The following is a 25,096-nucleotide window of genomic DNA, read 5'->3' on the forward strand; positions in this document are numbered from 1 at the left end:
CGCGCCCGTCCTTTTTGGACGGGCGCGACGCCCATCCCACAATAACAATTAAAATTATCAGTTATTTAATTCGCGCTCCGTAGTTAGCGAACAAGATTTTTTTAAAAGAAAGTAGAATTAAAGATATTCGGTAGGAATATAACATTGTTGTTTTCTAGTGTATTGGAGGGAATTAAAAATTACCGAAGCGCTGAATTAAACACTCGGCAATTCTGGCTGCGGCACCGGGTTCTCCCATGCGGCGCAAGCCATTTTCAGCGATTAGCTGCAATCTGTCGGGATCGCGGAGCAAAGACTGGACGGCGCCGGCAACTTCAGCGGGATGTTTGACTAAAATTAATGACGGGCCTAACAGGCGACTTTGAGCTTCTGCAAAAGCTGGAGTAAATTGCGGGCCGTTTCCCGGAATGGCGATCGCGGGTTTTCCTAAACCTACAAATTGTTCTGTAGCCGTTCCGGCCATTGCTATTGCTAAATCGGCTTCGTACAAACAATCGTTAAAACTTTGCTGAGTCAAAATCATCGTGGCGTTTCTCTGCACAAATGTCAAGGGCAATAGCAAATTAGGAGATTCTTTCCGAATTTCTCGATCGCTAGAAACAGGAGGTCGCAAAATACTTCCTTCGGGTCGCTGCGTTCTAGTTTCCCCGTCTTGGCGCCAGCCGAAAAATTCTAAACTAGGTCGCAAAGCTTCTAAGTTTAACTCTGGAGAAATGGCTCCGAAAAATAACAATTTGCGATCGGCAAACAGCGATAAAATTCCGGCTGCAGCCTCTACTATTAGCAGCCAATTAGCATAGGCTTCCGGCGCTCTAGAACCGGGGAGTAAGGTGATGACTAGCGATCGCGACCTTTCCCGAAACTCTGCGTCAGGGCCGTAAAAACCGGCTGGATTTTCCGGTTCGAGTCCGTCCATCATCGGATTTCCGAGATTGTAAGCGGGAATGCCCAGCTTTTGTAAAGTCTCGGCAGTCAGCGCGTCCCTGGCAAAAACGGCCCGACAGCGCGATCGAGTCATCAACCAGCGTTCCCAAGGCAAATAAACCGATCGCGACCAATTCCACCCACCAAAGACCCTAGATTTGCTCCCCAGAGGCCCGTCCTCGTCCCGCAAATAATACTCGGACTTGGCAGTACCGACAAAGGCATAGGGCGCACCGCTGACCCAAGCAAACAGCAGCGGTACAATATCCCCGCAGGCTAAAATAACGCCGTCTTGATTCCCAGACTGTTGTTGAGTCCGCACCCAAGCGCGGATGGCTTTAAACTGAGCGATTGTCAACTGCAGCAGGCCGCCTTTGACATCGCGCAAAAATTCCCTCCCGTCCATGTAAATAAAGCCGCCTGAAGGCATTCGCTGCACCGGGCCGATGATGCGGGCGTTTTCTAGTTGAGCGAAAGCTTGCCCTTCGCCCACTAGCGGAAACACGGCTAATTCTGGCGGATGCGGGTGCTGTTGCAGTTCCTGCAAGATGCGAAGGGCGATCGCGTCTTCTCCGTGGCCGTTACTGAGGCAAAGTAATTTCAATCCCAACTCTCTCAAAAACTGTCTCTGAATATATAGAAGCAAGATTAGCCGCAGGATGCAAGGTGGTATAGCCGGATGTTGAAGTAAGTGGATCGCCGATCGCACGAGTCCGGGACTTTTTGGTAAAATAGCAGATGAAACTCTATTTTATCGGTAAAATTGGATGGTACAAACCCAGCCAAAATCTTTGACACTCCAAGAGTTTCTGAAGTTGCCAGAAACCAAACCAGCCAGCGAGTACATTGACGGTGAAATCATTCAAAAACCGATCCCTCAAGGACAACATAGTGTCATTCAAGGCGAGTTGACAAGCGCTGCTAATACTGCTGTTAAACCTCAAAAGGTGGCGCGAGCATTTCCACAACTACGGTGCATTTTTGGCGGTCGAGCGATCGTTCCAGACGTGACTGTATTCACTTGGGAACGCATTCCCCGTCAAGAAAATGGTGGTGTGGCAAATGTGTTTGCGATCGCCCCGGATTGGACAATTGAAATCCTCTCCCCCGACCAAAGCCCAACTAAAGTTACTAAAAATATTTTATATTGTCTCAAACACGGAACTCAAATGGGTTGGTTAATCGATCCAGAGGAGCGATCGGTTTTTGTATATCGGCCGACTCAATCAACGGAGGTGTTTGACGAACCGGAACAGTTATTGCCCGTGCCATCTTTTGCCAGGGAATTGCAACTGACAGTAGGAGAATTATTTGGTTGGCTATTAGAGTGATATCATGTCCTATCGAGCGATCGCACATGATATCACTACTGACCACTGACTACTGACCGAAAGCATCCACGATTCATCCGTCCAGAAATAAAAAACCTGTATCCGAGAAACTTGCCCCCCAAATTTATCTCGCGCAAGTCAATACTTCAATTCTAAAATCTAAAATCTAAAATCTAAAATCTAAAATCGATTGACTACTGACTGCTGACTACTTCCCCTCGATATATTGTTTTAAAGTATTCCGAATTTGTTTGAGTTGAAATCCCTTAGCAAGTTGGCGCAGCTTCGAGACAAACGGCACTAAATTAGGTTCTAAACTCTCCAGCTTAGCACTCTCCTCAAAAATTTCTTCAATGTCGCCCATAGCTGCGAGTTTCAAAATTTTTGCTACCGACTCAGAAGCCGCAGGTAAGAGAGAAGAATAAGCAGGAAAATCAGAGGCTGGTGACAAACTGGGAGTTTTGCGCTTGTTGTTTTCCGAAGATTCCCCATAAATCCATTCTAGTCCCAAATGCACGCGCAACTGTTCCAAAAAGTGATTTGCTTCGATTGGTTTGGGAAAAAAAGCATCGTACCCTGCGAGGATGCTGTCTTGCTGGGTAGCCTCGAAAACGCTAGCTGACATAGCGATTAACACAACATCTTTTACTTCCGGCAACTGCCGCAGTCTTCTTGCAGTTTCTAAGCCATCCATTACAGGCATCCGCAAGTCCATTAAAATCACATCCGGTTGAAATTTAACTGTTTTGTCGAGGCATTCTTGCCCGTTTTGGGCCTCTGCCACCTCAAATCCCAAACGCAGCAGCAGCCTGCACAACAAATCGCGATCCAGTTGATTGTCATCCACTATTAGCACTTTCCGCTTGTTGCCGATAAAACCGACAACCCAGCGTTTTTCCTGCAAAATAGACACCTCCAAGTACCGTTTAGCTGCTGGCAATTCTAAATCTACCCAAAAAGTGCTGCCTTTTCCAAAAGTGCTGTGGACGCGAATTTCGGTTCCCATTAGTTTCGCTAATTTCTGGCTAATTGAGAGTCCGAGACCTGTACCTTCAACAAATGTATTCCCTCCTACTTGGTGGAAAGGCAAAAATATTTCTTCTAACTTGCTTTGCTCTATTCCAGTGCCGGTATCCTCGACTTGAAAGCGGATTTTTAAAGCGTGTTTGGCTGCAATGGGATTGTGGGCGAAGCGCATATAATTTTCTTTCAGTTCCGAACTCAAAGTCGAGAACTCATAATTTTCGCCTTGCCCTTGACTCCAGGCCCCTGTGCCGACATAGCCGACTTTGAAAGTCACACCGCCGCTGTTAGTAAATTTAACGGCATTGCTGAGTAAATTTATGAGAATTTGGCGCAATCTTTTTGGATCTACACGAACGCAGCTAGGCAGGGGAGATACTTGTTCGTAATGGAAGAAAATTTCTTTTTGAGAGGCCCGCATCTGAAAGAGATCGGCAATGTTTTTGGTAAATTTGAGAAAATTTAACTCTTCCGGGTAGAGTTCCATTTTTCTAGCTTCAATTTTGGAAATATCTAAAACATCGTCGATTAACATCAGCAGGTGTTCGCCGCACTGTTGAATATTGCTGAGACTTTCTTGGTGATCTGAGCTTAAGTCTTTGTCGGTTTTGAGGATTTGAGTGTAACCTAAAACGCCGTTTAAAGGCGTGCGTAGTTCGTGGCTCATATTGGCAAGAAATTCGCTTTTGGCGCGGTTGGCGCTTTCTGCAGCTAATGCAGCTTGTTGGAGGGCAGATTCTGCCAGTTTGCGATCGGCAATTTCGGTTTGTGCTTGTTGAAATAGCGTCGATTGCTGGATCGCGATCGCCAATTGCACGCACAATTGCCGGAGGGATTCTATTTCTGAGGAATCCCAGGGACGGGGGCCCCTGCAATCCTGGGCGATCAGCAGTCCCCAGAGCTCATTTTCTGCGGTCTGTTGGGCCTGGGAAATGCTTTCTCGTGCTTTTAAAATTGGGACTATTAAGTTAGCTTTTACTTCAATTCCTTCGAGAAATTTCATGTGGCATTCCGTCAATTTTTCTCTGTAAATATCTTCCATCGCTCTAATACAGCCTTGCTGATAAATCTCAACAAATTTCTCTTTAAAACAGCCATCAATATTGTGAATATTTAGCAGCGATGTTCTATTTTTTGCCACGGATTCCACAACGACAAAGCCGCTCCAATCGGGATTAAAACGGTAAATAACTGTGCGGTCTGTTTGCAAAAATTGCCGCACTTGTTTGACAGCAGTTGTCAAGACTTCTTCTAAATTTAGGGAGGAGCGAATGCGATCGAGCATAGCAACTACTAGCCGTTCTCGCCTTAATTGCTGCTGCAGGGCCATCTCCGCTTGTTTCCGTTCGGTGATGTCGGTAATTACTCCCACTAATCCGATTAAATGACCAGTTTCATCTTTAATGCCGTCGGCGCGAACTAAAGTTGTTACCAGTTCGTTGTTTTTAGTGTTGATTTTGAGTTCGCCTTGCCAAGATTTACCTTTACGGAGCGTTTTAAACATTTCTAGCAGCACTTTAGTTTGAGGATAAATTGCTGTTAATCCGCCTGCTGTGTTTAGTGCTTCTGCGGTGTAGCCGTACTGTTGAACAAAGGCTTGATTGTGGTAGATCGATCGCCCTGTCAAGTCAGCAATGCCGATCGCATCGCTGGTGCTTTCCACCGCTTGAGTAACTCGCAGCAAATCTAATTCTGCTTGTTTGCGATCGCTAATATCAGTAATAGTGCCGATATAGCCTTTAATTTCCTGCTTGTCTCCGATTTCTGCAATTGCCTGACCGATCACCCAAATTACCCGACCGTCTGGACGCTGAAATCGGTATTCTGATTTAAAAGGAATTGTATCAATAATTGAGCTGTGCCATTCATTTTTGACCCGCTCCACATCATCTGGATGTATGGCATTCATCCAGCCAATTTCTGCTGCTAATTCTGCGTTTAATCCCGTAATTTCGCTCCACCGTTGATTCACATAAAGGCAATTTCCCAATGTGTCGGTGTGAAATATGCAAACAGGCGATGCTTCTGCTAAAGTTTGGTAGCGGCGCTGGCTCGCTCGCAGGGCTGATTCTACCTGTTTTCTATTAGTTATATCGCGGACTATAGAAATGATTTCGCCACCGACAAGCATTGTCAGCGACAATTCTTGAGGAAACTTAGTACCGTCACGGCGCTGACCTGTCGCTTCTATATTGCAGTACCCTTTTTGCAGAATCATCGGCATTATTTGTAATTCAAAAAACATATTTTCTGCTTTGCTGTAGAGCATTTTCCATTTCTTGCCATACATTTCGCTAGGGCTATCCAAGCCGTACATTTTGAGATAAGCGTTGTTGCAATAAATACATTCTTTGTTATTATTAAAAATAGCGATGCCGTCATAAGCAGCGGCCATTGCTACTGCTTGTCGCTGGAGTTGGGACTCGGCTTCTTTACGAGAGGTAATGTCGTGACCGACTGAATAGATTAAACCTTCTTCGCTAAATGGCGATGATGTCCACAGGAAGCATTTGTAAGAACCGTCTTTGCAGAGATAGCGGTTTTCAAAGGAGATACTCGAAGTACCTGCTATTAGTTTTGCTCCTTCGGCTGCGGTAGCTTTTCGATCGTCTGGATGAACAAATTCGATCATCGGCTTGGCAAATATTTCACTAATACTGTAGCCTAAAGCTGTTGACCAAGCTGGGTTTAAACGTTTAAAATAGCCATCAAAACCTACAATACAAAGCAAGTCTAAGGAGATAGTGAAAAAACGATCGCGCTCTGTTTGTGCCTCCTTTAATTCAGTGATATCCATCACTAAACCGTCCCAGAGAATATCGCTTTCGCTCCCAGATTTGCTTTCATTAGTGAGCCTTTCTGGTCTCGCAGCTCCTTGCAGCCACTTAACTTTTCCAGATGGCAAAGTCTGCCGCCACTGCCGCTGCCAAGGTTCCAAGGTAGCGGCTGAAATTGCGATCGATGCTTTTAAATCTAAGAAATCGTCTGCGTGAATTCCGCTGAAAATCAGTTCCGCATTTTGCTCGATTGCTTCAGCTTCTAATTCGTACATTTGGCTGCTGCCTGAAGAGACGTAGGGAAAAGACAATTTTCCAGTTGCTGACATTCGTAATTGATAAATTGTTCCCGGCAGGTTTGCTACCAATTTTTGAAAGCGAGCTTCGCTTTGTTCCAGGGCTTTTTGTTGCTGTCTGTATTCGGTAAAATCTCTAATTGTACCCACTATTACTTTACTGCCGTCTGCTATTTGAAAAACGCTTTTTTTTGTAGAAATTATGTGTTGTTTTCCGGCAGAGTATGTGAATTTTTCTTCGGTTTCCAAGCAGACACCCGTTGTCAATACTTCTTCATCTTTTGTCCAAAAAACAGCAGCTTCTGATGGGGGGAAAAAGTCATAATCTGATTTGCCGATCAGTTCTTGCCGCGATTTGCCGACTAACTGACAAAAAGCATCATTTAATATCATCCAGCAGTGTTGCTCATCCTTGACAAAAATTGGATCGGGCGTAGCATTTATGGTGTGGTTTAAAAATTCTTCTGACGCTCTCAGTTTTGCTTCGTAGCGGTAGCGATCGCTCACGTCCAAAACTACTTCGATAATCCGGTCGATCGACCTGTCCAGGCGGCGGATGCAGCGCAGGGAAACTCGCGTGTGAACTATTTCGCCATTTTTTCTGAGCAACCTTTTGTCTAAGATGTAACCGTCGCTCCTACCTGCTAACATCTGAGAAAATTTTTCACAATTAGCCTCCAAATCCTCTGGATGAGTCAACTCTAGCCAATTCTTTTGCACGAGTTCGTAGCGCTCATAGCCCAGCAAATTGCACAGAGCATCGTTAACTTCTATCCAGTGGCAATTTAGAGGAATTTCGCTGTCAATAATTGGAGCGATGATTGCAATGCCGATCAGGGAATTTTCCACCACCGAGCGATATTTTTCTTCACTTTTTCGCAAAGCATCTTGACTGTTTTGGCGTTCTATCGCGTAGCGGAGCGATCGAATTAACAGTTCGCTGTCGATTTTTCTTTTTACCAAATAATCCTGTACGCCGACAGAAATCAACCGCAGGGCAAGTTCTTCGTCGTTTTGGGCGGTCAGAACTACGATCGGCACATTTACCCCGTACTCTTGTATCCGAGCCACCGTCTCGATTCCCAGACTATCTGGCAGTGAAAGGTCTAATAAAATTATGTCAAAAGTTTCTTGATTTAATCGCTGCTTCGCTTCGCTGAGGCGCTCTACTTTCGTCAGCACTATACGCTGCGCGCCGCTTATTTCTGACAGCAAATCTTCAATCAGCTCAGCTTCATGAGGGTTGTCTTCTACTAACAAAACTTTAAAGCAGATAGGAGGCAAAGCTAAGTTAAAAACTGCTTTCATAATATTTATAATCAATAAAATGTTAAACTAACTTGAATTTCACCGAGTATTTTCATAGCAGTCATTCAATTGCACGTTCACATACATCAACCGTCTAATTGGGTGCAAGCAAGCGCTACAAAAATTTTGTTTAATAGTTAAAATTTTATCACGCGCTAAGTGGACTGTCAATGGAAAATTATTTTTATTCTAACTTGCTATTTATACCCTTAAAAAAAGAATCTAACTGTAGCCAGTCTCCCCAACCCTCTAGTCAGAGTATTTCCCTATTAGGCAATACTTTCGCCGACAATATTAAATAGTATTAACTTCTGCATTATAGCTTCGAGGTGAGGAGTTAAAAATTATAAAAAGATAAAATTTATCTACCTTATAGCTTATACATTTTGCCAAAACTATGTCTCGATTAAGCGAGAGTAAAGTAAAAAGTTGAACCTCGATCCGGTTGCGATTCGACCCAGATACATCCGCCGTGAAGTTCCACAATTTTTTGACAAATTGCTAAACCAATACCTGTCCCAGAATATTCTCTTTGAGTGTGCAAGCGCTGGAAAATTTGAAAGATACGTGTTTGATGCTGCGGAGCAATACCAATTCCATTGTCTGAGACAGAAATTAACCAGTTTTCCTCCTGTTTGCAAGCGGTAATATGAACCACAGGCGGTGCATCGTGGCGATATTTAATCGCATTGCTGACTAAATTTTGAAAGAGTTGCACGAGTTGAGAAATATCCCCCATTACCGTTGGTAATTCGCTGTAGGTGACAACGGCATTAGTCTCGCGGATCGCCCCTTGCAGGTTCGCGAGTGCTTGCTCGACTGCTTGATTGCAATCTGTCAGTTCAAAAGGTTTCCGACTCCTGCCAACGCGGGAATATTCGAGTAAATCGTCAATTAAAGTTTGCATTCTGGTGCAGCCCTGAACGATATTGCCGATAAACTTACTACCTTGGCTGTCGAGTTGGTCTTTGTAGCGTTTTTCTAAAAGTTGAGCGTAACTGGCAATGGTTGCTAAAGGCGCTTGCAAGTCATGAGAAGCCACATAAGCAAATTGTTCTAGTTCTGCATTGGAACGCGCCAATTCTTGGTTAGATTTTAATAGAGCAGATTCGGCACGCTGGCGGTGGGATATCTCTTGTTGGAGTACCAAATTTTGCTCTTGCAGAGCTTTTTCTACGGCGCGACGGGTACTGATTTCTTGTTGCAGAATTTGATTTTTTTCCTGAAGAGTTTTCTCTACTGCTAAGCGGCTTGTGATTTCTTCTTGCAGCAGCATATTTTGTTCTTTTAGCTGCTTTTGTAAATTCCGCAGGCTAAGGTGACTTTCGATGCGGGCGAGCACTTCTTCAAACTGAAATGGTTTGCTGATATAGTCAACTGCTCCTACAGCAAATGCGTTTACTTTGTCAAATACTTCATCTTTAGCGCTGATAAAAATAACCGGAATTTCGCGAGTTTTAGGTTCTAATTTCAAATGCTGACAAACTTCGTAACCGTTCATTTCCGGCATCATTATGTCGAGCAAAATCAAATCTGGTGGATTAGAATTGCACGCTCTCAAAGCCATTTTTCCGTTAATTACGCAGCGGGGGGTGTACCCCCTCTGAGTCAACATCGTAGACAACAGACGCAGGTTTTCTGCTGTATCATCTACTACTAAAATGTTTCCTAGTGGCGTCTCTGGTTGCTGACTATTCATTGATTATTTCCCAGTTCCTGTTTTCTTCACAAAAAAAATGTTGGCAGCTATTGTATTTAGGACTTACTGAAAACACCCGGTTTTTAGTAGGAATATGGGGAAAAGAAAACGAGGAAGACGGTCATAAACCGGGTGTTTAGCCGTTTGTGAAAAAGCAAGTCCTGTTATTATTCGTTTACAAATCCTCAAATCCCCAGCAGTAGAGTCAGAGCATTATTGTTCCAAGTCCATCCTTTATCTACAACCTTAAATCCCGCGACTTTACACATAGATTCTAAAGCCGAAGCTGTAGGCAGCCACCACCACGGCCCAAAGTCGTTAATATCAAAAACTGCTTTCTGAATTACTCCTAAAATGGGTGAACCGTCGGCGTGCTGCTGCCAGTAAGCTGTTAAGATAGCTCGTTCTGCTTCGCCTAAAGCGGGAATGAAGATTACCCCAGAAGCTGGAATTTCGTAGCGTCCCCGCTCGTTTTCTATAACTTCTTGAGTAATAGCTGAAGTTAAGATTAAATACTCCCCAGTTATTTGACGCAAACTCGTTAAAATTTGCAAAGGGTGAGGGTGATGGTACAAAACTCCTGCACAGTGAACTACATCGTAAGGCTCGCCAATTTCTGCAAGCTGAATCTGAGTTATATCTCGATTGATACAATTATAATTAGCAATATTTAAACTTGTCATGCGATCGCAAAAATCTTGCCACCAGTGGATGGATGCGGGCATGGCATCAATCATCGTTAGAGAAACTGCACCGTATTTGCTAGCTACAGATACTTTTTCGCTGACAGTTCCCCACAAGCCACCGACTTCTGCAAAAGTCTTGCCTTTGGCGACTCTGGCGATATAGCGATCGCGAATATCCTCAGCCTCCAACTCTAATAATAGAGAAGATTCCCCTGTTTGACGCTGTTTTTCTAAAATTTCCTCTAATTTTTGGGATATTTCTGGATCTTTTGGTCTAATTTCTAATGCCATCAAGTACAACATTATGGCTTCGTTATACCGATCGCTCTCAGCAAAATTTTGGGCTATTTGGCAGTAAAATTCAGGAGGGTGCAGCGGCTGCATTTCGTGGTGATAGTAGCTAGTTGCTGCATCTGCATCTACCGGAGTTCTTTTAATTAGAGCCTCACCTAACTTTATGTAGATTTTCGGTAGATACGGCTCGATTTTAAGCGCGCAAAGGTAAGCGGAAACAGCATCGTTCCATGCGTGACTTCCACTCAAAGCATCGCCTAAATTGTAATAAGACCAAGAAATAGTGGGATTAAGTTCAATAGCACGTTGGTAAGCGGTAGCTGCGGCTTTCCACTGTTTTGTTTTTAACAGGGCTTCTCCTAAATTGTGGTAAGTCCAAGAGAATTCGGGGTTGAGTGCGATCGCCCGCCGATAAGCGAGTGTTGCTTCTGCAAATTTTTGAAGTTTAACTAAAGTCAAAGCTAAGTTATAATGAGACCAAAATAAATCTGCATTTAGGGCGATCGCCCGTTCGTATGCAGCCTCAGCTTCTGACCATTTTTCTAGCTGAAAAAGAGCATCTCCTAACTTGTGAAAAGCTGCGAAAAAATTCGGGTCTACTTCAGTAGCGCGCTGGTAAGCTGCGGCGGATTCAGACCATTCTTCTAATCGATCGCAAGCTGCACCGATGCTGTAGTAAGACCAAGAATAATCCGGGTTAATTTCAACAGCCGTGCGGTAAGCGATCGCAGCTTCTTGCCATTTTTCTAAATTGAGCAGCACGCTGCCTAAGTTGTAGTATGACAAAAAAGAATTGGGATTTAAATCAATACTTTTTCGGTAGGCAGCCTCCGCTTCGCGCCAGAGTTCCTTAGCTTGCAAAACATTGCCTAATTTGTAATGAAACTCCGAAATATCCGGCTGGAGTTGAATAGCTTTGCGGTAGTGAATAATAGCTTCGTCCCACTGCTTTAGCTCGCTAGCCGCTTCGGCTATTTTGCAGTAAGCTTCGCAAAAGCTGGGGTTTAAATAAATAGTGCGGTGGTAACAAACTAGCGCTTTTTTGGGCTTTTTTTGGGCAAGCAAAGTATTACCTAAATCGAGATATTCTTCTGCTATTTCTATCGGTTCCACGATCAGTGCTTGATACCAAAAGTCTGCTGCTTCTTCAGCTTGACCGACTTGGGTAAATATCCGGCTCAAATTACGGTAAAATCCTGCAAAGTTGGGTTGCAGGGAGATGGCTTTTTGGTAACAGGCGATCGCCTCTTGCCACTGTTCCAAAGTAGCGCAGAGAGTGCCGAGGTTAGCAAAAGCTTCGGCAAAATCCGGTTGCAGGGCGATCGCAACTTTATACCAATACCTTGCGTCTTCTAGTTTACCCTGAGCTTGCAGCGCCTTCCCCAAGGTCTTGCAAGTCTTGGCCGAATTGGGGTGCGATGCCAAAACTTGCTGGCAAAGTGCGATCGCCTCATCCAAATTCCCTAAAGCCAAATAGACTTCTGCCTGTTGTTGAAAATCAACCGCTGCTGTTTCTGAATTCACTTCCTGCGTTCCTGTTGAGTAATAATTCTATGTATTATTGTATGGTACAACTTGTCAAAATTCAAATTCAAGTAAATACATCGGCCGATGGGCAAATAAATAGCGCTAAATGTCAGCAACATTAATATAAACTAGATAATCATAGGTTAACAGCGAGCTAAATAATGTCAACAGCTACTCAAACACCGCAAGTAAGCGTAATTATACCTGTATATAATGGATCTCGCTACATCGTACAAGCCGTGGAGAGCGCGCTGTCCCAAACTTTTACTGATTTGGAGATTATTGTTGTAGATGACGGTTCTACAGATAGCACCCATCAAGTATTGCAGCCTTATTTTGACAGAATTCGCTACACCTATCAGGAAAATCAAGGCGCAGCAATAGCTCGGAATCGTGCTTGCCAGCTAGCCAAAGGCGAGTTTTTAGCTTTTCTAGATGCCGATGACTATTTCCTCCCAGAAAAGCTAGAGAAACAGGTAGCTTGCTTTGACGCTGACCCCACATTAGATATGGTGCAAACAGGTTGGTTCATGGTAGATGAAAAAGGGCAAAATATTTCTGCGGTCAAGCCTTGGCAGCAAGCGCCTAAATTAAATTTAGAAAGCTTTATTCTCTATAAATGCGTGCGACCGAGTGCGATGCTGCTGCGGCGTAAGTGGTGGGAATACTTGGGGGGTTTCGATTCTGGACTTCCCCCGACGGAAGATTTAGACTTTGCCTTGCGTTTAGCTTTAAAGGGGTGCAAAGCAGTTTGGTTAGAAGAGACACTTACCTGTTACCGCCAGCACGATAACAATCTCATGTCAAGCGGTTTCCGGCTAATGAAGAATACAGAAATTCTGATGAAAAAATTCTTCGCTAGACCCGATTTGCCTCAGTCAATCCGGCAGTTAAAAAACCAGGAACGCTATCAATGCTTAAAGTGGCTGGCATGGCGGATGTATCGCGACGGTCATCTAGCAGAGATGGCCCAGTGTTTAGAAGAGTCATTGCAATATACACCTTTTTCGCCCACGAAAACAGTTTTGAATTGGCTGGAAAGTTTTCAGATGGCTTCTGAAGAATACGGTGAAAAATTTGACGCTTATTCGCTGAGTAAGTTAGCCCAATGGCAAGAGATAATTTTGATGGTGATGACTAATCCACCCCAATCTCAACAGAGTTCTATTCCCACACCTTCAAAAGCGCAAGCCCACATTCTACTCTACAACACGGACGATCCGGGCGTGGGAGGATTAGCGCAGTACAATCATGCCATTCTCTGTAAGTTAGCCCTATTAGGCTATCGAGTCACCTGCGTGCAAGCCAAACATTCTAGCCCCTTGCTTGAGCGAGAACGAGAGTTAGGTATAGAACACTTGTGGCTGGATTTTAGCGGGCATAAAGATTTACAGCGGGTGTTAAGAAATACTCAGGATGCACGAGAGCTTTTTGCTAGTAACAAACCGGATCTGATTATTTTTAGCGATGGCTGGCCATTTTCCAATTTTGCTGCTAAACAGGTAGTTATTCAAATGGGAATACCATACATGATGGTAATCGGGTTAGTTATGCCAGAACACGCAACTTTTGCCTGCGGGGATGTAGTGCCTTATGTAGAAGGAGTGCTTTACCACTGCCTGCAAGCTAGAGCCTTGATTGTTGGCGCTTACGAACATTTGAATTTATTGTGCCAACATTTCAAGTTGCCAAAAGAGCGAGGACAAGTGATTTACTTGGGGCGTTCTCCTGAATATTTTGCACCTCCTAATGCTGCGAATCGTCAACGCCTGCGACAAGAAATAGGAATTCCTGAAGATGCGATCGTCTGTTTCACATCTGCTCGATTGGCATCGATTAAAGGGCATCGATATCAGATCGAAGCGATCGAGCAGTTGCGGCAGTCTCCTGTGTGGTCTAAACTGTATTTTGTCTGGGCAGGAACTGGTGAGGGAAGCGCTGACAATGTAGAAATAGAATTGAGGGAAACTATTAAAGAGTTAGGGGTGAGCGATCGCGTGAAGGCGATCGGACAGCGCTGGGATATCCTAGATTGGCTGGATGCTAGCGACATATTCATTTTGACTTCTCTAGCAGATGCAGCGCCTTCCCTTGCAGTCATGGAAGCGATGGCTAAGGGATTGCCGGTCGTTGCAACGGCTGTGGGCGGCATTCCTGAAGGGCTTGGCGATACTGGAAAATTGTTGCCCGATCCTAATGCCGATCCAGAGGGAACCGCGAGGGAATTGGCGGCAACTGTAGAAGCTTGGGCGATGAATCCAGAATTGCGGCATCAAATCGGTCAAGCTTGCAAGCAGCGGGCCGAGAAAGTGTTTAAAGAGGAACGGATGTTGGCAGAGTCGATGGAGGCGATCGAAAAAGCTTTAGTTTGCGATCGCCAAACAGATCCATTTGTTACTAAAAAAGAGATGCAGAGGTCAATGGCGAAAATAGAAAGCCGGGTGCATTACAGCTCTTTAGTATGGAATGCTTGGCAGGCTTACTGTCAAGAAGACCTAAGCGGAATGCAGAAGTGGCTTCAAGAATCTTTGCAGTGCACACCTTTTTTGACTACAGAAACGCTATTAAACTGGGTAGAATATTTTGGCAATTTTTGCTCAGCAAAAGGGCATAAATTAGATACATATTCTTTAATTAATTCACCAGAATGGCAACAATTAGTCGAGGAAGTACAGGGCATTGACTCTGTATTTTATGCCCGCTAAAATACCAGATTTACCTTTCAAACTATGATTTGTGTCAGCATTATAATTGCATATTCCTTCTTCCTGACCGAAAGCATCCAGGATACCCGCCACGCGATCGATCGGTCCAGAAATCAAAAACCTGTATCCGAGAAACTTGCCCCCCCAAATTTATCTCGCGCAAGTCAATGATTCAATCTAAAATCTAAAATCTAAAATCGCGCAATCGATTGACCTCCGTTACATCCGTTTCAGAATCCTTTCCCGCACCCTTCCTTCTCACCGATAAAATTCATGTCAATGGCAAATCCGACACCGCGAGTAAGTGTAATTGTTCCCGCATATAATGGATATCGCTACATCGCGCAAGCGGTAGAAAGCATCATCAGCCAAACCTATAAAAACTGGGAAATTATCGTCGTAGACGACGGCTCAACCGACGGCACCCGCCAAGCATTGCAGCCTTATTTTGACACAATTAGCTATGTTTATCAGGAAAACCAAGGAGTAGCTGCCGCCCGCAACCGAGGAATTCAGGAATCGCGAGGTGAATTAATTGCTTTTTTAGATCAAGATGACTTTTTCTTGTCCGATAAGTTAGCTGGACAAGTTGCGTTATTTGACGCTCAGCCATCACTAGGAATTGTTAATAGTGGCTGGCGGATGGTTAAAGAGCAAGGCGAAAGTATTTTCGATGTAACACCCTGGGAATACTTGCCTCAGCTAGACTTAAAAACCTGGATTGTTTATATGCCCCTACTTCCCAGCGCCATGATGTTTTCGCGGCAGTGGCTGGAACGAGTCGGCGGTTTTGATTCTCAGTATGATTCAGTAGATGATGCCGACTTAATCTTGCGTTTAGCACTATCTGGTTGCGAAGCTGCTTGGTTGCCTCAAGTGACAGTATGCTACCGCCAGCACGGGCAAAATGTGTCCATCCAGAGAGCGCTGAAACAGGCAAACCTTTGTATTAAATTAAAGCAAAGTTTCTTCTATCGAGCCGACTTGCCAGAGGACATCCGCCAATTAGAAAAGCAGGCGTTGTATGAAGCTCTGACATGGATGGCGTGGCAACTTTACTACAGCGGCTATCCGGCAGAAATGACGGAATATTTGGAAAAATCTTTAGATTACACCCCGTCTTCGCTGACACTAACTATAATAGATTGGGTAAAGCGCCTTATCGGAATTTCTAACACCTACGGCTGCCCAATTGATGGCGTTGCTCTCAGAAAAATACCAGAATGGAAACAGTTAATGGCTAATATTATTCCTCCCCAAAAAGTGCGCGTCAGTGTCATTATCCCGGCTTACAACTGCGAGCGCTACATTGTCAGATCCGTAGAGAGTGTTCTGGGTCAGACTTATCAAAACTGGGAAATTATCGTCGCAGACGACGGCTCAACTGACAACACTCGCCAAGTTTTAGCACCTTACCTCGATTTAATTCAATACATCTACCAAGATAACCAAGGAGCAGCAATTGCCCGAAATAGTGCTTGCAAATTAGCAAAAGGGGAGTTTTTAGCGTTTTTAGATGCTGACGACTTCTTCTTACCAGAAAAACTAGAAAAACAAGTAGCTTGCTTTGACGCTGACCCCACATTAGATATGGTGCAAACAGGTTGGGTTATCGTTGGCAAAAACGACGAAGGCATTTATGCAGTAAAGCCTTGGGAAGAAGCACCAAAATTAGATTTAGAAGCCTTTGTTTTCTACAAATCAGTGCGGCCCAGCGCGATGATGCTGCGGCGCGAGTGGTGGGAACGATTGGGCGGTTTCGATCATCGCTTGCCGCCAACCGAAGATTTAGATTTTGTGCTGCGTTTAGGTTTAAAAGGCTGCAAGTCAGTTTGGTTAAAAGAGATATTAACCTGCTATCGTCAGCACGATACCAATATTATGTCCAACGGCTCCAAATTAATGAAAAATACGGAAATTTTGATGGAGCAATTTTTCGCGAGGCCTGATTTGCCTCAGCACATCCGCGACTTGAAACGCGCGGAACGTTACAAGTGTTTAGTATGGATAGCATGGCGGATGTACCGCGACGGATATTTGGCAGAAATGGTCGAATGTCTGGAAAAATCTCTGTATTACACTCATTTGACAGGCACTGAAACTGTTTTTAATTGGCTGGAAACTTTTAAGGGGGTTTCAGAACAGTACGGCGACAGCTTTGATGCCTATGCCTTAACCAATTTACAGGAATGGCAAGACATAGTGGCGATCGCAGCGAACAACCCTTATCAGTTTCAATCGGCTCCCTGTTCGATTTACCGGCAGCAAACAAAGCACGTACTCCTGTACACAGAAGACCCCGGAGTCGGCGGTTTGGCTCAGTTCAACCACTCGCTGATGTGTAAATTAGCGGCGGATGGCTACCGAGTGACCAGCGTTCAAAGTCAAGCTTCTAACCCTTTAATTACCGAACAAAAACAGCTAGGTATCGAACATATTTGGCTAGAGTTCGACACGATGAAAGAGTTTTTGCGAATTGCTTACAATTTGGATGATGCCCAAAAGATTTACGCCCGGGCTCAACCGGATTTAATTATATTTAGTGACGGCTGGCCGATGGCTAACTTTGCAGCTAAACAAGTTGCGATCGAGCAAAATATACCGTACATAATCAGTCTGGGTTATATCAATCGCAATTATGAAACCTTCGATCGCGGCGATCGAATTCCCTATTTCGATGCAGTTGCCTATCAGTACATGGTAGCCAAAGCAGCAGTAGCAGTTTCCCACGAGAATTTAAACTTGTTCCGAAGTCTATTTAAAGCGCGTCTGGAACGAGGAAAAGTAATCTATTATGGCAGACCAAATAGTTATTTTGAGCCGCCGAATCTTTCCACTCGCCAACGCCTGCGTCAAGAACAAGGAATCCCCGAAAATGCTGTGGTTTGTTTTACGGCGGCGAGATTGACTCCAATTAAAGGATATCAGTATCAATTGCAGGCGATCGCCCAACTCCAATCTCGTTCAATTTGGCCCCAAATTTACTTTGTGTGGGCCGGGCCAGGGTCTACTACTCACGACAATATGGAACCTGAATTAAGAGCAACTGCGAGCAAATTGGGAGTAGAAGAACAGGTTAAATTCTTAGGACAGCGCTGGGATATTGCCGATTGGCTAGACGCCAGCGACATCTTTATTTTATCTCCCCAAGCAGAAGGAATGCCGCTAGCAATTATGGAAGCAATGGCGAAAGGATTGCCCGTAATTGCCACAGCAGTCAGCGGGATTCCTGAAGAATTGGGAGATACGGGAAAGCTACTGCCCGATCCTACAATCGACCCAGAAGGAACAGTAAAAGAGTTGGTAGAAACCGTGGAAATATGGGCAGAAAATCCCGAATTGCGCCGACTGGCAGGACAAGCGTGCAAAGCGCGAGCCCAAGAACTATTCAAAGAAGAACGGATGCTTCGGGAATATGGAGAAATAATTGAACAGGCATTTGTAAGTGACGGTGAGAGCGACAGTTTCTCTATTAGTCCGAAACTCAAAAAGCAGTTACAGCAAGCCGATAGCCTGCTGAAATACTATTATTTAGTGTGGAAAGCTTGGGAGGCTTACAATCGGGGAGATATGTCCGAGATGGCGAATAATTTGCAATCTGCTTGGGCCTGCACGCCTTATTTTACCACAGAAACTATCTTTGATTGGGTGAAAAACTTTGGTATTTTCGCAGCAGAAAAAGGAGTTCCGTTCGATACCAACGAGCTGATAGACTCCCGATCTTGGCAACAAGTGATAGAATCAATACAGGGTTTTGAAGTATTTTCATCGGTTCGTTAAAACTGAGTTCTTGCAGCATTCTTAGGAACGGGCTCTCCGGCCCATTCCACAAAACATCAACCAAACAAAAGATATGCAATTTACATTCAAGTTCCCACGTATTAATAAACTGCTGCCAATTGGTTTAGCTATTGTCACTGTTCTGTTAATCACATATTTGGGACAGCCAAGAGCGATCGGCCAAGTGCGATCGAACGTGACAGTAGATTTTGGACAGCCGGCCACCGGTACAATTTCCATGAGTGGCATCCTGCACGGAATCGATACCGCAAAACCCCCGGATAGCTCGATAAAACCCTTGCAGCCGAAACTTTGGCGGGCAGGGAGACTCGATATTTACGATCGAGTAATCGCCAGCGGAGCCGAGTTTCAGTTAGTAGTCAGCGACTTGTGGGGCTACGGTAGCAATCCCAATGGCTGGCCCTATCAAAACTACCCCGCGTGGGAAGCATTCATCCGACAGTTAGCCCAGCAAAATAAAGGCAAAAAAATTATTTGGGATGTATGGAATGAACCAGATTTAAAAAATCCGTTTTGGAATGGAAGCAGAGAACAATTCTTTGAAACCTACAAAAGAGCTTACAAAATTTTGCGAGAAGAATTGGGGCCGTCAGCCACGATCGGCGGGCCGAGCATTACCAAGTACAACAAAGGATATATCGCCGCTTTTTTGGATTACTGCAAAGCGAACAAACTTGAAGTAAACTTCCTCTCATGGCACGAACTCAACGATACCGCGATCTTATTTATTGACGACCATGTAATTGATGCTAAACGGAATTTTCAGCAAAGTCCCTCTTACAAGGAACTGAAATTGCAAAAAATTTACGTCAACGAAATTGTCGGGAACTTAGCGCAGTACCAGCCGGGGGAAATATTAGGTTATTTGTATAACTTAGAGTATGCAAAAGCTGACGGTGCTTGCAGAGCTTGTTGGGAGAGTAAAGGGCTAAATAAAGTTAGCAATTGCTTCAACAATACGCTGAGCGGGATGGTGACGCCCAATACTTTTGAGCCGAGGGCAGCTTGGTGGACTTACAAAGCTTATGCTGACGGAGTTAATTCGCGGGTGCGGAGTTGGTCAAATAACAATCGCCTTGTCGCTTTAGCCAGCAAGTCAAATCTAGAAGGTAAAGCACAGATACTTTTAGGTTATTTCGACCCCAATTTTTCCTCAGCAACAACGGTAACATTAACCCTGGGCAATTTGGAGCAGCTAGGTATTCAAAGGGGTCAGAAAATAAGTATAAAGTTAGAAAAGATTCCCAACACTCAAGAAGGGGCCGTGCCACAGCTTGTCACAGTTAAAGAAGAAAGTTTTTCGGTGGGTAGTGGCAGCTTGGCTTATGTTATCCCTAATTTCAACGTCCACGAAGGGTACTTGTTGACGGTTAGCAAGTGAGCTTGATTTGAAGAGAAATCGCGGGGTGGGGGCGGGTTTATTTAACCTATCTGTACTTTTTGAGGCTAGTGGTGAACCCGCCCCTACGGATTTATCGATCGCGCGGTAGCTGATGTCAGTAGATTTTAGCTGGGATTTTTTAAAGATTTTTGCACAGATTCCAACCACTCTCTGACTGTTTGATTTTCGGATTGCGGATCGTAGTAACACCCTAATTCATCGAGGATGAATGCTTCTAAATCGGCTGGGGCGATCGGCATTTCGAGCAGTTTGCTGATTTCTTGCGATGCAGCTTCAACATTGGGGCGCGGTTCGCTGCTGCGATAGTTGTTCACTACATCGCTGGGAGTGTCAGCTTCTAACGGCCAGTCTTGGTGAAAGTAGGAACTGAAAAATTGGGTTAAATGAGGAAATTGATCGATCATTGGGGATAAGCTGTGAGAATAAAGTATCCGGGAGGTAATTTGGCGCTGCGCTGGAGGACGATTCTCAGGCGAGATGTTGAAGTTGCTTTGGATGCGCGGCGACGCAGAGTAATGCCAATTATTCTGTTGGCATTGTAGTCGATCGTATAACGATTGCCTCGACTTTTCACCCAAGAGTCGATCGCACTTTGATTTCTGTTCATTGCTTCCGCAATAGCCGCTTCGGCAACGGAACGGTTAGTAAAAGAAGATGCCGCAGAAATTCTCGTTTCGCTTGCGAGTCGCTGTGCTAGTTGTGCTTCTGTTTTATCAACGTGTCTCTCTAAAGTGTGTCCTCCTGCTGATTCGTGAAATTCTAATCCGCCGCCCGGTATATTGGGTACAAAAGCTACTGTCGTTGGTGGTATCGTTGAGCCTTCCGGTGCAACAACCGTGGCGTAAACACCAGGTATAGCCGATTGGAATAATATAATTATGGAGGCGATCGCGCAGAGGATACCTAAAAACTTTTTTAGGCGATCGAGTTGATTTTTCATGGCGTTGAATCTCTTCCTTATATTTAATACAGGAGTTGGTTTTTTTGTTTATTTCCTAATCTACCATTCGTAAGTTAGAAATTACGGGCAGTATTTAAATATACGGTGTGCAGTGTGCGCCCTACTGTTAGTGAGAAATTGCGCGAAATATTTAGATACATGGTTCTCCGCGCCCACCCTACGATTATTCATAAATAGAAGTAAATAAATGGTGCTCGGCGCCCACCCTACGATTATTGAGAATACTTCGTGATTTCTGTGGTTTACAAAGCTTCACTCAGTATGAGAAAAAGTTAATAATTATTTGAATAAATCACTGATGATTGATGATAAATTAATTGATCATCTTTAAAAAATCGAACAAATGCAAGTAGTTATCCTAGCAGGTGGTCTCGGTACTCGTCTCAGAGAAGAAACAGAATTTCGTCCCAAACCCTTAGTTGATGTGGGGGGACATCCGATTATTTGGCACATCATGAAGATTTATGCACACTTCGGTTTCCAAAACTTTATTGTGTGCTTGGGCTATCGCGGCAACATGATTAAAGAATATTTCCTCAATTATGAAGCCATGAACAATGACTTTACTATCTGTCTGGGACGCCAAAATACCATCACTTATCACGAGGAACATCTCGAACAAGATTTTAAGGTGACACTGGCTGAAACAGGCGCGGAAAGCATGACAGGAGGGCGGGTAAAACGGATCGAAAAATATATCGATCGCGAGAATTTCATGGTGACATACGGCGATGGAGTTGCTGATGTCGATATTGACGCCTTAGTGGATTTCCATAAGTCTCACGGTAAGCTAGCAACTGTCACTACATTCCGTCCGATTTCTCGCTTTGGGATTTTGGATGTAGACAGCGATAGCCGCGTAGTACAGTTTTCTGAGAAACCTCAGATCGACGGCTGGATCAGTGTTGGATATATGATATTTAACCGCCGGGTATTTGACTATTTGGGGGGAGATGATTGTATTTTAGAACAGGAGCCGATGCAGCGTTTGGCGGCAGACGGACAGTTGATGGCTTACCGTCATGAGGGCTTCTTCTTTGCGATGGATACTTTTCGAGAGTACAAGTATTTAAACGAACTTTGGGATGAAGGGAAGGCTCCTTGGAAAGTGTGGAAATAAGTTAATTGTTGCATTCTTAACCCGCCTTTTATGAACGGGCTCTCCGGCCCGTTCCACAATAGATAGAATTTATTGGTTGTGGAACAGGCATCTTGCCTGTTCTAGATAATGGTGCAAAATGTGAGGAAAGAAGTTAGTTTGGGGGCAGAGTGTTAGGTTGGTTTACAATAATTTAGAGAAAAAAAACTATATAATAATCATATAAAATGGATTCCCAAGCTATTCTCAACAGCACAGAAACTTACCTGCAAAAGTGCGTTTCACCCCACGCGGAAAGTATCGACAGCGACTCGGAAGCGCTAAAAACAGCAGTTGCGGGATTGGAAGATCGATCGCTCTTAGCATTGCGAGTTCCCCAAAAATGGGGCGGCGCCGAAATTGCACTCCCGATTTTTTACCAATATCAGGAATTGACGGCTCGATATTCCGGCGCTTTGTCTTTCCTGCAAACTCAGCACCACAGCGCAACTGCGATGCTTGCCAACAGCGACAATGAAATGCTAAAAAGCAGATACTTGCGGGCGATCGCCCAAAAAGAGTTACGCTTGGGTATTGGGTTTTCGCATTTGAGGCGATCGGGCAATCCTGCCGTCACCGCAACTCCCACAAAAGCGGGCTATTTACTGTCAGGAAAAGTTCCTTGGGTAACAGGTTTTGGCTTGTTTCAAAAGTTTATTGTAGCGGCGGTACTTCCTGACGAACGCGCTGTTTTCGGTTTAGTACCTTTTGCCAATATTGAACGCGAATCGGGTAAAATAGCTTGTAGCGAAATCATGCAGTTAATCGCCATGAACTCGACTAATACTGTGACAGCAACTCTCGATAATTGGTTGCTGCATGAATCGGAAATAATTTCAGTTAAACCTGTCGGCTGGATTGCGGAAAACGACAGCAAAAATATACTGAATTTTGTTCCGGCTACTTTTGGCTGTATTCGAGCGGGATTGGATGTAATTGCAGCAGCGGCGGCTGCTAAGAATTCACCTTTTATAGCGGCGGCTTGCCAAAAACTAGAGCAAAAGCTCGATCGGCTAAAACAGAATTTCCCACAATCTCAACATAGCTCCAAAACAGAACAATTAGCGCTGCGAGCTCGAGCCATTGACTTAGCGGTGCGTTGCGGGCACGCTGCGGTTGCAGTTTCTAGCGGCGCTGCTAACGGTGTGCTACACCCCGCCGGCAGAGTTTATCGAGAAGCTTTGGTGTATACTGTTTCCGGGCAAACAAAGGATGTGATGGAAGCAACGCTCGATCGACTAATCGAATTTTAGATTTTAGATTTTAGATTTTAGATTGAGAGTGCAGACGGTCAAAAAATCAACCAGCTTTAATAAATAATCAATCTACTTTACCTAATGATATCAAATCCATTCGTATCCGAATCATCCATCCCTCTCTTCTCTAACTCCGCGCCCTCTGCGCCCTCTGCGGTTAAATACTTCAAAAACAATCGCCAACGATATGACAAACCAATTAGACTTAAATAATCTCAAAACGATCGCCTACAGCCAAATTGTAGACTTAACCCATGCAATTCACCCAAATATTCCCATCTGGCCCGGAGATCCAGCCACAGAAATTGCCACTGTCTCTCAAATAGAAACAGACGGGTATTTCCTGCGAAAATTATCAATCGGAGAACACAGCGGCACTCACATCAACGCACCCAACAGCTTTTATGCAGGAGGCGCCAGCATTGATAATTATTCCCCGCAGTCGCTCGTTGTGCAGGCAATTGCGATCGACATCCGAGAGCAAAGCCTTGCCAATCCCGACTACACTTTAACAATTGATGATATATTGACTTGGGAACGGCAGCACAAACTTATAGAACCGGGAAATATAGTTTTATTGTATACTGGATGGCAAGAAAAATGGGATGACGCGCGAGCATTTTTCAACCGAGACGATCGCGGGATTTGCCACTTTCCCGGATTTGGCAAAGCAGCCACTCAATTTTTGCTAGAAGAACGCTCTATCGCGGGAATTGGAACCGACACTCACGGAGTCGATACCGGGCAAGATGAAAGTTTTGCGGTTAACAAATTGGTATTGGAAAAGCAGCGAATTGTGCTGGAAAATCTAGCAAATCTCGACTTATTACCTGCGGCTGAAATCACTTTAGTTATCGGAATATTGCGCCTTTTGGGAGGTTCCGGTTCGCCCGTGTCGGTGTTAGCTTTTGTTGCTTGAGGCGGTAAAATTTACATTTTGCATTATGCTCAAGAACAGGCAAGATGCCTGTTCCACAAGAAAATTAACTCTTTGTGGAACAGGCATCTTGCCTGTTCCTAAATAGGTAATTGAGAATGGTGCAATATCTCAGGTAAAATTAGATTGAGAGAAGTCGAGTAAAAACAATTAAATTAATGACAGAACTGCCCAAGGATCTCAACGAGGCGATCGCCCAATCCCGCATTGCCACCGCCGCTGCCCTCTCGGACGGCAAAACTCTACTGCAAGTCGAATTAGTATTTCCAGAAATCGCCCTGCAAGCACAGTCTATCACCCTACAATTTCTCCCAGAATTTGAGGAAATTTATCCCGGAGTAAAAGTCTTTTTTCCCGACACCGGTGCGGCAGCCCTCGCGCGCCGCGACTGGGGAGAAACACCGTTTAAAGTCACTGATTTGGGTAGCAGTCGCACCCCTGTTGAAGATAAAATATCACCGGAAGATCAACTTTTCATTTTGATCGATCCAGCCGCCGTAGAAGTTGCCCAAGTTGAAAAAATTTATATAGCTGCGGCCGGTCGCCCCGTAATTCTACTCAACCCGCGTCTGGAAGATGTTGCCACCATAGGTATAGGCTATGCGGGCCGCCAATTGCGCGATCGATTCCTCAGCAAAATTGAATCCTGCTACTACATCAGACCCCTAGACACTGCTGCTTTATTCCGCTGTTACCCCCAATCGTGGCAAGTGTGGCTGGAAACAAACGACGAATACGAACTAATTTCTGAAACCGCCCAAAAACCTGTGGGAGACGATTTAGAGCGGATTTTAGCCGGTTCTCTCCCAAGCGCCGATCCTGACTCCACCGCACCTGCAAAACCCCTAAAAAAGAAAGGTTTTTTGGCAGAACTCCAGACATTCCTCAAAGCTTTGACTCAGTGACAATCGTTAAAGCTCGATCGTATTTTACGGTGTGTCAGCTAGGATTATTTTCGACTTAATCCGTCGGCTAATCGCTGATGCACCCTAAAGTGTGAAATAACTCAAAGCTTTGCCTCAGTAACAGCA

Annotated in this window: 14 protein-coding genes; 8 read left to right on the forward strand and 6 right to left on the reverse strand. The window is 44.6% G+C overall.

Annotated features, from left to right (window positions below):
- Positions 1-172 precede the first annotated feature (172 nt).
- Complete coding sequence (locus QUA50_RS14565) at positions 173-1,528, reverse strand: lipid-A-disaccharide synthase-related protein (protein WP_333264839.1); 1,356 nt, start codon at positions 1,526-1,528, stop codon at positions 173-175.
- A gap of 163 nt (positions 1,529-1,691) precedes the next feature.
- Here QUA50_RS14565 and QUA50_RS14570 point away from each other — a divergent pair, with 163 nt between their 5' ends.
- Entirely contained in the window at positions 1,692-2,255 is a 564-nt protein-coding gene (locus tag QUA50_RS14570) for a Uma2 family endonuclease (RefSeq protein ID WP_333264838.1), read from the forward strand.
- 208 nt (positions 2,256-2,463) lie between these two features.
- Here QUA50_RS14570 and QUA50_RS14575 read toward each other — a convergent pair whose 3' ends face one another.
- The 3 genes from QUA50_RS14575 to QUA50_RS14585 all read right to left on the reverse strand — a co-directional run bounded on the left by QUA50_RS14575 (position 2,464) and on the right by QUA50_RS14585 (position 11,862).
- On the reverse strand, positions 2,464-7,659 hold the full coding sequence (locus QUA50_RS14575) for a PAS domain S-box protein (protein ID WP_333264837.1): 5,196 nt from the start codon (positions 7,657-7,659) through the stop codon (positions 2,464-2,466).
- A 406-nt stretch (positions 7,660-8,065) separates the two neighbouring features.
- Positions 8,066-9,358 carry an ATP-binding protein gene (locus QUA50_RS14580; RefSeq protein WP_333264836.1) on the reverse strand — a complete coding sequence of 431 codons (1,293 nt, stop codon included), beginning with the start codon at positions 9,356-9,358 and terminating at the stop codon, positions 8,066-8,068.
- A gap of 185 nt (positions 9,359-9,543) precedes the next feature.
- A complete protein-coding gene (locus QUA50_RS14585; protein ID WP_333264835.1) occupies positions 9,544-11,862 on the reverse strand; it encodes a tetratricopeptide repeat protein in 2,319 nt (772 codons plus the stop codon).
- 164 nt (positions 11,863-12,026) lie between these two features.
- On the opposite strand from QUA50_RS14585, the gene QUA50_RS14590 reads away from it, so the two are divergent.
- From QUA50_RS14590 to QUA50_RS14600, 3 genes are all read left to right on the forward strand, one after another.
- Entirely contained in the window at positions 12,027-14,570 is a 2,544-nt protein-coding gene (locus QUA50_RS14590) for a glycosyltransferase (RefSeq protein ID WP_333264834.1), read from the forward strand.
- A 273-nt stretch (positions 14,571-14,843) separates the two neighbouring features.
- The gene (locus QUA50_RS14595) at positions 14,844-18,350 is read left to right on the forward strand and encodes a glycosyltransferase (protein WP_333264833.1); all 3,507 of its coding nucleotides are present in this window, start codon (positions 14,844-14,846) and stop codon (positions 18,348-18,350) included.
- 73 nt (positions 18,351-18,423) lie between these two features.
- A complete protein-coding gene (locus QUA50_RS14600) occupies positions 18,424-19,752 on the forward strand; it encodes a GH39 family glycosyl hydrolase (protein ID WP_333264832.1) in 1,329 nt (442 codons plus the stop codon).
- Between the two features lie 125 nt (positions 19,753-19,877).
- Here QUA50_RS14600 and QUA50_RS14605 read toward each other — a convergent pair whose 3' ends face one another.
- Complete coding sequence (locus QUA50_RS14605) at positions 19,878-20,177, reverse strand: contact-dependent growth inhibition system immunity protein (protein ID WP_333264831.1); 300 nt, start codon at positions 20,175-20,177, stop codon at positions 19,878-19,880.
- On the reverse strand, positions 20,174-20,713 hold the full coding sequence (locus QUA50_RS14610; RefSeq protein ID WP_333264830.1) for an RNase A-like domain-containing protein: 540 nt from the start codon (positions 20,711-20,713) through the stop codon (positions 20,174-20,176). Before QUA50_RS14610 ends, QUA50_RS14605 begins: the two co-directional genes overlap by 4 nt.
- 364 nt (positions 20,714-21,077) lie before the next feature.
- Between QUA50_RS14610 and rfbF the strand changes: the two genes are divergently transcribed.
- The 4 genes from rfbF to QUA50_RS14630 all read left to right on the forward strand — a co-directional run bounded on the left by rfbF (position 21,078) and on the right by QUA50_RS14630 (position 24,970).
- Positions 21,078-21,854, forward strand: coding sequence for a glucose-1-phosphate cytidylyltransferase (gene rfbF, locus QUA50_RS14615; protein ID WP_333264829.1), 777 nt, complete (start codon positions 21,078-21,080; stop codon positions 21,852-21,854).
- Between the two features lie 206 nt (positions 21,855-22,060).
- On the forward strand, positions 22,061-23,125 hold the full coding sequence (locus QUA50_RS14620; RefSeq protein ID WP_333264828.1) for an acyl-CoA dehydrogenase family protein: 1,065 nt from the start codon (positions 22,061-22,063) through the stop codon (positions 23,123-23,125).
- Between the two features lie 190 nt (positions 23,126-23,315).
- The gene (locus tag QUA50_RS14625; protein WP_333264827.1) at positions 23,316-24,047 is read left to right on the forward strand and encodes a cyclase family protein; all 732 of its coding nucleotides are present in this window, start codon (positions 23,316-23,318) and stop codon (positions 24,045-24,047) included.
- A 176-nt stretch (positions 24,048-24,223) separates the two neighbouring features.
- Positions 24,224-24,970, forward strand: a complete 747-nt coding sequence (locus QUA50_RS14630; RefSeq protein WP_333264826.1) for a DUF1995 family protein — start codon at positions 24,224-24,226, stop codon at positions 24,968-24,970.
- The last annotated feature ends 126 nt before the right edge of the window (positions 24,971-25,096 follow it).

The organism is Microcoleus sp. M2_D5, assembly GCF_036701935.1.
Classification (GTDB): domain Bacteria; phylum Cyanobacteriota; class Cyanobacteriia; order Cyanobacteriales; family Microcoleaceae; genus Microcoleus.